The organism is Cupriavidus sp. DB3 (genome assembly GCF_020418465.1).
Classification (GTDB): domain Bacteria; phylum Pseudomonadota; class Gammaproteobacteria; order Burkholderiales; family Burkholderiaceae; genus Cupriavidus; species Cupriavidus cauae.
In genome coordinates this window covers 581,409-593,078 of record NZ_JAIZPL010000002.1, presented here as the reverse complement: position 1 = coordinate 593,078, position 11,670 = coordinate 581,409, and the positions used below count along the sequence as shown (strand labels likewise).

The following is an 11,670-nucleotide window of genomic DNA, read 5'->3' as shown; positions in this document are numbered from 1 at the left end:
ATGGCGTGGCGGATACCGCGGCCGATAGCGCGCTCGATACAGCGCCCGATACAGCGCCCGATACAGCGGCCGATGGCGCCTTGCCGGCGCGCTCGACGATCAGCACCCACAGCCGGCGCGGTCCATGCGCGCCATAGGCCAGCGTCTGCTGGATGTCGGAGGTCTTCGACGGGCCGGACACCAGCACCAGGTTGGTCGGCATGCCGTCCTGCCAGCGTTCGGCGCGCATGGCCGCGTGCAGGTCGGCATGCAGCGTGTCGGCGTAGACCAGCGCCACATGCAGCGGCGGCACCAGCGAGACCGTGCGCGGTGCGCGCGCGTCGGGCACGAGCACGAGCGTGCCGGTGCCGGCGATGCCGGAGCGCGCCACCGTGAAGCCGGCGTCGATGGTGTCGAACAGCTCGCGTTTCCAGTCTTCGACGGGGCGTTGATAGGCGACGGCTTCCACGGTAGACGGGAGGGCGCGCGACAGCGCGGCGCCCTCGGGACCCTGGGAATCGAACAGCAGCCGGCGCACGCCATCGGCGGCCAGGCGCCCGGCGAGCAGTGCGGGCCAGCCGGCCTCGTCGGTGCGCCACACCTCGGCGTGGGCGGCCTGCAAGTTGACCTGCATCGCGTCCGTCAGCGTGGCGGCGTCCGCGGGCGCGTGCATCGCGCGGCGGAGGTCGAAATGCGCATCGATGCGCCGGCTCAGCGTTGGCGCGGCGGCGTGGCCGTCGGCTGCGTTCGCTGCATCCGGCGCGGCGGCGCGCAGCCGTTCGAGAATGCGGGTGCGGGCGTCGTCGGCGTTCATCGCTGTGGCTCCGTTCCGGCGATGGCCACATCCCGACCGCCGCCGCTGCCGCCGCTACCGCCGCTTCCTCTGCCGCCGCTTCCGCCGCCGATGCTGTCACGGCTGCCATCGTCACCGCTGTCACCGCTGCCATCGCCGCTGCCAAGGCGGCGCCACAGGAACGTGGCCATGTGCTCGACCTTGAGCCCGAGCGCCTGCCGGCGCGCGGCGTGGCCGATATTGAGCAGGCAGCCGCAGTCGGCCGATACCAGCGTGTCGCAGCCGGTCGCGCAGGCCGAGCGGACTTTGTCCTGCACCATCGCCCCCGAGATGTCCGGATGCTTCAGCGAGAAGGTGCCGCCGAAACCGCAGCATTCGGACTCGCGCTCGTGTTCCAGCCGTGTGACACCGGGCAACGCGTCGATCAGCTCGACGCCGTGCACGCGCGTTCCCATCTCCCGGCGGGCCGCGCAGGAGGTATGCAGCACCACGGTTTCGGGTCGGGCGGATCCGGAGCCCGAGCCCGAGCCCGAGTCCGACCCCGACCCCGACCCCGATCTGGACTTCGACCCCGAGGCCGCCGCGGCGGGAAAGCGGACCTTCAGTACGCGCAGCAGGAACTCGCTCAGTTCGTACACGCGCTCGGCCAGCGCGCGCGCCTTCGGCCCGGCGACGGCGTCGTCCTCGAACAGCCTGGGCCAGTGATGGCGCATCATGCCGGCGCAGGAGCCGGAGGGCACCACGATCGGCCAAGGCTGCGAAAACAGGTCCAGCTGCGCGCGTGCGACGGCGCGCGCCTGCTCGGGGTTGCCGCTGCTGTAGGCCGGCTGGCCGCAGCAGCTCTGCCCGCGCGGGAAATGCACGGTCAGCCCTTCGCGCTCGAGCAGGCGGACCGCATCCAGGCCGGCTTGCGGCACGAACAGGTCGACCAGGCAGGTCGCGAACAGGTACACCTCGGCGGGGGCCTCGGGGTATTGCCTCGGAATCATGTCTCGCTCCGGAGATGGCCTGCCTGCAATGGCGGGCTCGATGCGTGGTGCTGGGGACGTCGTCATGCGTCTGATGGCGGGCGCGATGGGGCGCAATGGGTGCGACCGGGGCGCGATCGGGCACCGCAAGGCGCGTCCGCTTCGGCGGCATAATTCCCGCTGCGGCGACAAGGTTCAAATTGGTTGGACCAGTTGGCGAACCGGGCGGCAAGCAGGGTGGCGGACCAGGTGGCCAGCCCCGGTGGCGGGCCGGTCGGCGGACCAGCACGTGGCATGGCGATGCGAAGGGAGAAAACGATGGCGGCAGGCATGCGCGAGCGCGGCCGGGTGGAAGAGGTGATGCGCAAGGTCGAGACCGCGCTGCTGGACGGCACGTGGCGGGCCGGTACGCGCCTGCCGGCCGAGCGCGTCCTGGCCGAGACCTACGGCGTGGCTCGCAATACGGTGCGCGAGGCCACCCAGCGGCTGGCCGCGCGCGGCCTGCTGCAGAGCCGGCGCGGCGCCGGCGTGTTCGTCACCGAGCAGCTGCGCAGCGGCATCGCCTCGCCGTGGCGCCAGCTGGTGGCCGATCATCCGGCGCTGCGCGAGGACATCCTCGAATTTCGCCGCGTGCTGGAAGGCGCCACCGCCTATTTCGCCGCGCTGCGCGCCGACACGCAGGATCTGCGGCGGATCCGCGCGCTGTTGGACCAGTTGGAGCGAGCCCGAGGCCGCGACGACAAGCAGGCGGAGGCGGATGCCGACGCCAAGCTGCACGAGGCGATCGCGCTGGCCTCGCACAACACGATGTTCCTGCACCTGCATACCAGCGTGATCGGCATGCTGCGCGAGCACATCACGACCAATGGCACCGGCCTGCGCGAGCAGGACGCGGAGGCCTCCGAACAACTGCTGCTGCAGCATCGGACGTTGTGCGCGGCGATCCTGGCGCGGCGTCCGGAAGAGGCGCGCACGGCGATGCAGGCGCATATCGATTACGTGCGAAGCCGGGCGGAGTAACGGTGCAGGGCACGGAAGGCGACGCGCATTCCCCCGCTATTGCGCAGCCCCGTGCCGCCGGGTAACACGTACGCGATCGTACGCAGAAACGGGTACGGTCTCACCGGCCGAGCGGAAGGACAGCCCTACGGCGGGGCGCTCGAGCGAGCCACGGGAGCCGTCCCAACACCGGAAAGGGCGGAAATCGAACCCGTTCGGCGGGCCGCCGAGCCCGCGATAGCGGCACGCAGAAACGGGTACGCCTTGCGCCCAGCCACCCCGCGATATGCCCCTCCCCCCGCTCCCGTAACGTTTGCGCGCTATATTGCGGACCAGGGGCCCCGCCATCGCGCCAAGCCGCGTCAAGCCACGCCAAGCCGCGTCAAGCTACGCCAAGCTGCGCGATGACCGGGCCACCACTCCTTGCCGGGGGAACAGATGGCGTTCACTGAAACGATCCGCGCGCGGCGCTATGCGTTCGCGGACCTGAAGACCCTGCTGGCCAAGGCCAGCCCGGCCCGCTCGGGCGACCAGCTGGCCGGCCTCGCGGCCGACACCGAGGAAGAACGGATGGCCGCGCGCATGGTGCTGGCCGACCTGCCGCTGTCGCGCTTCCTGAACGAGGCGCTGATTCCCTATGAAAGCGACGAGGTCACGCGCCTGATCGTCGATCGCCACGACGCCGATGCCTTCGCCGAGATCGCCGCGCTGACGGTCGGCGAATTCCGCAACTGGCTGCTGCTGCATGAGACCGACGGCACGGTGCTGGCGCGGGTGGCGCCGGGCATCACGCCGGAGATGGCGGCGGCGGTCAGCAAGCTGATGCGCAACCAGGACCTGATCGCGGTGGCCCGCAAATGCCGCGTGGTCACGCGCTTTCGCGACACGATCGGGCTGCCGGGCCGGCTGTCGGTGCGCTTGCAGCCGAACCATCCGACCGACGACCCCAAGGGGATCGCCGCATCGATCATCGATGGCCTGTTCTACGGTTGCGGCGACGCCACCATCGGCATCAATCCCGCCGGCGACAACCTGGCGTCGATCGTGGCCCTGCTGCGGCTGATCGACGAGCTGCGCGAGCGGCACGGCGTGCCGACGCAATCGTGCGTGCTGACCCATGTCACCAACACGCTGCGCGCGATCGAGCAGGGCGCGCCGGTGGACCTGGTGTTCCAGTCGATCGCCGGCAGCGAACAGGCCAACGCCAGCTTCGGCATCGACCTGGCGCTGCTGGCCGAAGCCCGCGCCGCCGCGCTGTCGCTCGGGCGTGGCACGGTTGGCGACAACCTGATGTACTTCGAGACCGGGCAGGGCAGCGCGCTGTCGGCCAACGCCCACCACGGCGTCGACCAGCAGACCATGGAGGCGCGGGCGTACGCGGTGGCGCGCGCGTTCTCGCCGCTGCTGGTCAATACCGTGGTCGGCTTCATCGGGCCGGAGTACCTGTACGACGGCAAGCAGATCGTGCGCGCGGGGTTGGAGGACCATTTCTGCGGCAAGCTGCTCGGTGTGCCGATGGGCTGCGACATCTGCTACACCAACCACGCCGAGGCCGATCAGGACGACATGGACACGCTGCTGACGCTGTTCGGCGTGGCCGGCGTCAACTTCATCATGGGCGTGCCGGGCGCGGACGACATCATGCTGAACTACCAGAGCACCGCCTTCCACGACGCGCTGTATCTGCGCGAGACGCTGGGCCTGGCGCCGGCGCCGGAGTTCGAGGCATGGCTGCAGCGCACGGGCATCCTCGGCGACGACGGCAGGCTGGTCGAGCCGGCCGAGCGCCAGCCGCTGCTGCAACTGGCGCACGACCTGTAACCGCTCCGGGAGCCAACGATGCCTTCGAACCTTGCTCCGCCGCATCCCTGGCAACGGCTGCGCCAGTTCACCTCGGCGCGCATCGCGCTCGGGCGGGCGGGGCACAGCCAGCCCACCGATGCGGTGCTCGCGTTCGGCCTTGCCCATGCGCAGGCGCGCGACGCGGTGCACCAGCCGCTGTCGTGCGAGGCCGTCGAGGCGGCGCTGGACGAGGCCGGGTTTGCCAACCTGCGGGTCCACAGTGCCGCGGCGGATCGCGCGCAGTATCTACGCCGCCCGGATCTGGGCCGCCGGCTGGACGGGGACAGTCGCGAGCGGCTGCGCCAGGCGGCGGGCGAGCCGTGCGACGTCGCCTTCGTGATCGCCGACGGCCTGTCGTCACAGGCGGCGCAGCGTCATGCGGTGCCGGTGCTGAGCTTGGTACGGGAGCGGCTGCCCGACTGGCGGATCGGTCCGGTCGCGATCGCCGAGCAGTCGCGCGTCGCCCTCGGCGACGAGATCGGCGAGCTGTTGCGCGCGCGCCAGGTCGTGATGCTGATCGGCGAACGCCCCGGGCTCAGCTCGCCGGACAGCCTCGGCATCTACCTGACCTACGATCCGCACCCCGGGCGCACCGACGCGCAGCGCAACTGCATCTCCAACGTGCGGCCCGAGGGACTGTCCTACCAGCAGGCGGCCGATCGGCTGGCGTGGCTGCTGCGCGGCGCGCTCGCGCTCGGCTGCAGCGGCGTGCGGCTCAAGGAGGACAGCGGCGACCTGGGCCAGAACGAGGCCGCCGCCCTCAGGTCACCGGCGCCGGATTGAACAGCACCAGCGCGTTCTGCAGCTTCCACTGCTCGGCATACGATTTGCGGCCGCTGGCGATGTCCAGCATCGCGTGGAACAGCTGCCAGCCCACCTCTTCGATGGTGGCCTCGCCGGTGGCGATGCGGCCGGCGTCGATGTCCATCAGGTCGTGCCAGCGGCGCGCCAGGTCGCTGCGCGTGGCGACCTTGATCACCGGGACTTCGGCCAGTCCGTACGGTGTGCCGCGTCCGGTGGTGAACACATGCAGGTTCATGCCGGCGGCCAGCTGCAGCGTGCCGCAGATGAAGTCGCTGGCCGGCGTCGCCGCATAGAGCAGGCCCTTCTGCGTGGCCTTCTCGCCGGGGGCCACCACGCCGTGGATCGGCCCGGTACCCGACTTGACGATCGAGCCCATCGCCTTCTCGACGATGTTCGACAGGCCGCCCTTCTTGTTGCCCGGCGTGGTGTTGGCGCTGCGGTCGACGCGGCCCTTGCTGAGGTAATGGTCGTACCACGCCATCTGCTCGATCATCGCCTGCGCGACCTCGGGCGTGGCGGCGCGCGCGGTCAGCTGGTCGATGCCGTCGCGCACCTCGGTGACCTCCGAGAACATCACGGTGGCGCCGGCGCGCACCAGCAGGTCGGTGGCGAAGCCGACCGCGGGATTGGCCGTGACGCCGGAGAACGCATCGCTGCCGCCGCACTGCACGCCAACGACCAGGTCCGACGCCGGGCAGGTCTCGCGCCGGCGCGCGTTCAGCCGTTGCAGATGGCGCTCGGCCGTCTCCAGGATCGAATCGATCATCGAGCCGAAACCGACATGGCGCTCGTCCTGCAGGCACACGACATCGGGCGCGCCGCCCTCGACCTGCAGCGGGATCGTGCCGGCCTCGATCAGGCGCGTCGGCTGCAGCTTCTCGCAGCCCAGGCTGACGATCATCACTTCGCCGCCGAAGTTCGGATTGAGCGCGAGGTTGCGGATCGTGCGGATCGGGATGACCGCATCGGGCGCGTCGATGGCCACGCCGCAGCCATAGCTGTGTTCCAGCGCGACCACGTCGTCGACGTTCGGATAGCGCGGCAGCAGCTCGGCCTTGATCCGGCGCACGGCGAAGTCGACCACGCCGGCCACGCACTGCACCGTGGTCGTGATGGCGAGGATGTTGCGCGTGCCGACCGAGCCGTCGGCGTTGCGGTAGCCCTGGAAGGTGTAGCCCTCCAGCGGCGGCAGCGCGGGCGGCACGCGATTGGCGATCGGCAGCGCGTCAAGCTCGGGCGCGGACGGCATCCGCAGCACGCGCTCGTTGACCCAGCTGCCGCGCGGCAGCGGCTTGACCGTGTAGCCGATGACGACGTTGTAGCGCAGCACCGGCGCGCCCTCGTCGAGATCGACCAGCGCGACCTTGTGGCCCTGCGGCACGTTTTCGACCAGTTGCAGCCCGCACGGGAAGGTAGCGCCGGCCGGCAGGCCGCCGTCGTTGGCGACGATGGCGACGTTGTCGGCCTCGTGCATGCGGATATAGAGCGGTTGGCCGGGGCCGCGGCTCGCCGTTTGCATCATCAGTGGTTCTCCTGTGCCGCCGTCAGTCGGCGGCGATCTTTCCGGTTTCGATGACGCGCTTCCAGCGGGCCGACTCGGCGGCCTGGAAGCGGGTGAACTGTTCGGGCGTGTTGCCGACGATCTCGAAGCCGACCTCGAGCAGCTTGTTCTTGACCGCGGGGTCGTTCAGCCCGGCGACGATGCCCTTGTGCAGCTTGTCCCGGATATCGGCGGGCAGTCCCCTGGGCGCCGCCACGGCCTGCCACGAATAGACGACCAGGTTCTTGATGCCCGCTTCTTCCATGGTCGGCACCGAGGGCAGCACCGGCGAGCGCTGCGTGCTGGTGATCGCCAGCGCGCGGATCTTGCCGGCCTTGACGTGCGGCATCGCGGTATTGATGTTCATGAAGGTCGCATCAACCTGGCCGCCGATCAGGTCGTTCATCGCCGGCGCGCCGCCCTTGTAGGGGACATGCGTGCCGCTGGTGCCGGTCTGCTGCCAGAACAGCTCGGCGGTCAGATGGTCGCTGGTGCCGTTGCCGGCCGAGGCGAAGGTCAGCTTGCCGGGATTGGCCTTCAGGTACGCCACGACTTCCTGCAGCGTCTGGAAGCGCGAGTTCGCCGGCACGGCGAGGATGTTCGGCGCCTGCACCGCGACCGAGATGTAGTCGAAATCGCGGGCCGGGTCGTAGGGCGTGCTCTTGATCAGATGCGGCGCGATGACCAGCGGCCCCAGCGAGGACACCAGCAGCGTATAGCCGTCCGGTGGCGCGCGCTTGACGAAGCTGGCGCCGATCGCGCCCGCCGCGCCGGGTTTGTTCTCGACCACGAAGCTGGCGCCGGTCTGCTCCTGCAGCTTGGCGCCCAGGATGCGGGCGATCACGTCGGTCGAGCCGCCGGCGGGGAAGGGCACCACCATCGTGACCGGCTTGTCGGGCCAGGCGGCGTGGGCGGACAGCGTGGTGGCGAGGCCGAAGGCCAGCGTGGCGATCAGGCGTTTCATCAGTGTCTCCTTGAGGATGGGGTCTGCGCTTGTCGTGCATCGGCCGGTCCTGGGCGCCGGCCTGTTTCTGTCTATTCCTGCCTGTTTACTGCCCCGTCTGCCGGGTTCTCGTCGGGTGGTCGCCGTTACGGGCGCTCGCCGAATTCGGCCTGCGCGCGGGTCCACGCACGCGCCTGCTCGCTGATCGATACGCCCAGGCCCGGCCGCGTCGGCACGGCGATGCGGCCATCGCGGATCTCCAGCCGCTCGTTGAACAGCGGCTCGAGCCAGTCGAAATGCTCGACCCAGGGCTCGCGCGGATACGCCGCCGCCAGGTGGATGTGCAGCTCCATCGCGAAATGGGGGGCCAGCATCAGGCCGGCGTGCTCGGCCAGCGCCGCGACCTTCAGGAACGGCGTGATGCCGCCCACGCGCGGGGCGTCGGGCATCAGGTAGTCGGCGGCGCGGTGGCGGATCAGGTCCCAGTGTTCGGCGGCGCTGGTCAGCATCTCGCCGGTGGCGATCGGTGTATCGAACTGCGCGGCCAGCGCGGCATGACCCTCGTGGTCGTAGGCGTCCAGCGGCTCCTCGATCCAGACCAGGTTGAACGGCTCCAGCGTGCGGCACATGCGCTGCGCGGTGGGGCGGTCCCACTGCTGGTTGGCGTCGACCATCAGCGGCACGGCGTCGCCCAGCTGCTTGCGTACGGCGCCGACCCGTTCGAGGTCGCGCGCGCCGTCGGGCTGGCCGACCTTGAGCTTGATGCCGCCGATGCCGCGCTCGACCGAGGCGGCGGCGTTGATCAACAGCTGATCGAGCGGCGTATGCAAGAAGCCGCCCGAGGTGTTGTAGCAGCGCACCGCATTGCGCTGCGCGCCGAGCAGCTTGGCCAGCGACAGGCCCGCCCGGCGCGCCTTCAGGTCCCACAGCGCGACGTCGAAGGCGCCGATCGCCTGCGTCGCCATGCCGCTGCGCCCGACCGAGGCGCCGGCCCAGCACAGCCTGTCCCACAGCCGCGCGATGTCGCTGGGGTCTTCGCCCAGCAGCGTCGGCGCCAGTTCGCAGGCATGGGCGTACTGGCCGGGACCGCCGGCGCGCTTGGAATAGCTGAAGCCCATGCCCTCGCGCCCGTCCGCGGTCGTGATCTCGGCGAACAGGATCGCGACCTCGGTCATCGGCTTCTGGCGGCCGGTCAGCACCTTGGCGTCGCTGATCGGGGTGGCCAGCGGCAGAAAGCAGCTGGACAGGCGGATCCAGGCGATGCGGTCGGCGGCGAGGGTCATGGGGTGTCTCCGTTGGGCGGGGGGTAATCGTCTTCGTCTTGCGGTGCGAAATGACAACGTTGTCATTCCGCCGCCAAAACAAGCCCGTTACAATGTCGGGCGCCGTGCACAGCGATTTTGTACGGCGGCGCGACAGGAACGGGCACGTTTCGGCGAAATGCTAACGTTGTCATATCATCGCTGTCAACGCGCTTCGCCACGATGCCGGCTCATGGCTTTCCCGAAGCCGCCCGTCCGTTGCCCTGTCCGTTGCCCTGTCGTTGCCCTACCTTTTGCCTTGATCCGAGACCCCGACGTGGCCCCCACCAAAGCCCAGAACAAGTCCGTGACCCTGCATGACGTCGCCTGCGAGGCCGGCGTGTCGCTGATCACCGCGTCCCGCGCGCTCAGCAATCCCGGCATGGTGTCGGCCAAGACCATCGAACGCGTGCAGCAGGCGGCGGAGGCGGTGGGCTATATCCCGAACCTCATCGCAGGCGGACTGAAGTCGCGGCGCAGCCTGATGGTGGCGGCGGTCGTGCCCGATATCGCGGTGACGCAGTTCCTGCCGACCATCAAGGCGCTGACCGAGACGCTGGAGGCGGCCGGCTACCACCTGATCCTCGGCCAGAGCAGCTACGACGATTCGCGCGAGGAGGCGTTGCTCAACGCGATGATCGGCCGGCGCCCGGACGGCATCGTCGTCACCGGGCTGATCCAGTCGGAGGCGGCGCGCGAGCGGCTGCGGCAGTCCGGCATTCCGGTGGTCGAGACGTGGGAGCTCAGCGACCGGCCGGTGGACATGGCGGTCGGCTTTTCGCACGTCAAGGTCGGCAGCGCGGTGGCCGGCTATTTCCTGTCGAAGGGCTGGCAGCGCGTGGGCATCGCCACCGGCGACGATCGCCGGGCACGCCTGCGCTCGGAGGCCTTCGTGTCGACCTTCGGCCGGCCGGTGCCGACCGCGGTCGTGCCGGCGCCCAGCAATCTGCCGTTGGGGCGGCGCGCTCTGGCGGAGCTGCTGGAGAAGGAGCCACGGCTGCAGGCGATCTGCTGCAGCTCGGACCAGCTGGCGCAGGGCGTGCTGGTCGAAGCGCAGGCGCGCGGCCTGCGCGTGCCCGAGGATCTGGCGGTCTGCGGCTTCGGCGATGCCGAGGCGTCCGCGCACATGGCGCCGTCGCTGACCACGGTCCAGGTCGATGCCGCGCGTATCGGCGCGACCGCCGCGCGGCTGATCCTGGACAAGTGCAAGGGCCTGCCGGTGGAGCCGCGCATCGTCGACGTGGGCTTTCGCGTGATCGAGCGGGCGTCGACGGGCGGGCCGGATTAAAGCTCGGCGCGCGCCGAAAGTCTGCCGGTCACTGGATCACTGCGTCACGGGGTCACTGCGTCACTGCGTCGCTGCGTCACTGCGGCATCGCCGCCAGCCGCGGCCAGATCGCCTGCAATTCCCCCTTCAGGAACGTCAGCAGGCAGCGCGTCGCCATGGTCTGGTAGCGGTTCGGCAGGGTCAGCATGTAGAGCCGGCTGCCGAACACGCTGATGCGGTAGTCGCGCAATACCGGCGTCACCAGGCCGGCGGCGAGTTCGCGCCCGATCGCGTAGAGCGGAAAGATGCCGATGCCGACGTCGCCCAGCACGGCCTCCTTCAGGAAGGCGAAATTCTCGGAGCTCAGCGTAGGCTCCAGCGCGACCTGCTCGCGTTCGTCCTCGCCGGCGCGCGCGCCGAAGGCCTTCAGCTTCTGCCCGACCGGCGAGGCGCAGACGATCGCATGGCGCTGCAGATCGGCAAGCGTCCGCGGCGCCGGCTGCGCGGCCAGATAGGCCGGCGAGGCGCACACCACCCAATCGACCTCGCCGATCTCGGTCGCGACCACCGAATCGGGCGGGGTCGAAATGATCCGCAACGCGACCTCGACGTCCTCCGACACCAGGTTGTGGATGCGGTTGTCGAACACCACATCGAGCGTGATGTCCGGGTAGCGGTGCTTGAACTGCACCAGCAGCGGCGACAGCAGCGCGTGGCCCAGGCCGGTCGGCACCGACAGCCGCACATGGCCCTGCAGCGTCTTGCCCATATTGCTGATCAGCGCGTCGGCCGCGGCCACCTCGGCGAGGATGTTACGGCCGTGCTCGTAGAGGCCGGCGCCCACCGGCGTCGGCTCGACATGGCGCGTGGTCCGGCGCAGCAGCTGCACGCCGAGCTCTTCCTCCAGCGCCTTGAGCCGGTAGCTGACGTTGGCGCGCGTCATCTTGAGCTTGCGTGCGGCGGCGGAAAGGTTGCCGGCGTCGACGATATCGACGAACAGGCGCAGGGCGTTCAGATCCATCATGGCGAAATGGTGGTGGGGTGCGGCAGGAGCGGGACGGCGGGCCGGAAAGCGGCGCCGGCCGCGGATTGTCAAATATGGCTGTCCATTCTGTCCAAGCTGTCGTGGATTGTCAAAATCCGGGGTCGGCGTACCATGACGGCCATCCGCCCGCATTGCCGGATTGACCGGTCCGGCCCCGGACCGCTGCCGGCCCCGCGGCGCCACCCTTCC

At 70.0% G+C, this 11,670-nt stretch carries 9 protein-coding genes and 1 pseudogene; 4 read left to right on the top strand and 6 right to left on the bottom strand.

Annotation, left to right across the window (positions count from 1 at the left end; genetic code table 11):
* Nucleotides 1–73: 73 nt before the first annotated feature.
* Nucleotides 74–793 (bottom strand): annotated as a pseudogene (locus K7G19_RS08430) (lactate utilization protein C); the annotation flags it as partial.
* Nucleotides 790–1,761 (bottom strand): (Fe-S)-binding protein, encoded by a 972-nt coding sequence (locus K7G19_RS08425; protein WP_226106803.1) that lies wholly within the window; start codon nucleotides 1,759–1,761, stop codon nucleotides 790–792. The gene K7G19_RS08425 and the pseudogene K7G19_RS08430, both read right to left, overlap by 4 nt.
* Before the next feature lie 297 nt (nucleotides 1,762–2,058).
* Here K7G19_RS08425 and K7G19_RS08420 point away from each other — a divergent pair, with 297 nt between their 5' ends.
* The 3 genes from K7G19_RS08420 to eutC all read left to right on the top strand — a co-directional run bounded on the left by K7G19_RS08420 (nucleotide 2,059) and on the right by eutC (nucleotide 5,364).
* A complete protein-coding gene (locus K7G19_RS08420) occupies nucleotides 2,059–2,760 on the top strand; it encodes a FadR/GntR family transcriptional regulator (RefSeq protein ID WP_226106802.1) in 702 nt (233 codons plus the stop codon).
* A gap of 417 nt (nucleotides 2,761–3,177) precedes the next feature.
* On the top strand, nucleotides 3,178–4,560 hold the full coding sequence (locus tag K7G19_RS08415; RefSeq protein WP_226106801.1) for an ethanolamine ammonia-lyase subunit EutB: 1,383 nt from the start codon (nucleotides 3,178–3,180) through the stop codon (nucleotides 4,558–4,560).
* A gap of 18 nt (nucleotides 4,561–4,578) precedes the next feature.
* Complete coding sequence (eutC, locus tag K7G19_RS08410) at nucleotides 4,579–5,364, top strand: ethanolamine ammonia-lyase subunit EutC (RefSeq protein ID WP_149318478.1); 786 nt, start codon at nucleotides 4,579–4,581, stop codon at nucleotides 5,362–5,364.
* Here the strand turns inward: eutC and garD are convergent.
* From garD to K7G19_RS08395, 3 genes are all read right to left on the bottom strand, one after another.
* Nucleotides 5,342–6,904, bottom strand: coding sequence for a galactarate dehydratase (garD, locus tag K7G19_RS08405; protein ID WP_226107061.1), 1,563 nt, complete (start codon nucleotides 6,902–6,904; stop codon nucleotides 5,342–5,344). The two genes, eutC and garD, sit on opposite strands and share 23 nt — an antisense overlap.
* A gap of 25 nt (nucleotides 6,905–6,929) precedes the next feature.
* The gene (locus K7G19_RS08400; RefSeq protein WP_149318476.1) at nucleotides 6,930–7,889 is read right to left on the bottom strand and encodes a tripartite tricarboxylate transporter substrate binding protein; all 960 of its coding nucleotides are present in this window, start codon (nucleotides 7,887–7,889) and stop codon (nucleotides 6,930–6,932) included.
* Nucleotides 7,890–8,014: 125 nt separating this feature from the next.
* Entirely contained in the window at nucleotides 8,015–9,151 is a 1,137-nt protein-coding gene (locus tag K7G19_RS08395) for a mandelate racemase/muconate lactonizing enzyme family protein (protein WP_226106800.1), read from the bottom strand.
* A gap of 295 nt (nucleotides 9,152–9,446) precedes the next feature.
* Here K7G19_RS08395 and K7G19_RS08390 point away from each other — a divergent pair, with 295 nt between their 5' ends.
* Nucleotides 9,447–10,457: a LacI family DNA-binding transcriptional regulator gene (locus K7G19_RS08390; RefSeq protein ID WP_226106799.1), complete on the top strand. Its 1,011-nt coding sequence runs from the start codon at nucleotides 9,447–9,449 to the stop codon at nucleotides 10,455–10,457.
* Between the two features lie 76 nt (nucleotides 10,458–10,533).
* Here K7G19_RS08390 and K7G19_RS08385 read toward each other — a convergent pair whose 3' ends face one another.
* Entirely contained in the window at nucleotides 10,534–11,457 is a 924-nt protein-coding gene (locus K7G19_RS08385) for a LysR family transcriptional regulator (protein ID WP_149318681.1), read from the bottom strand.
* Nucleotides 11,458–11,670: the final 213 nt, after the last annotated feature.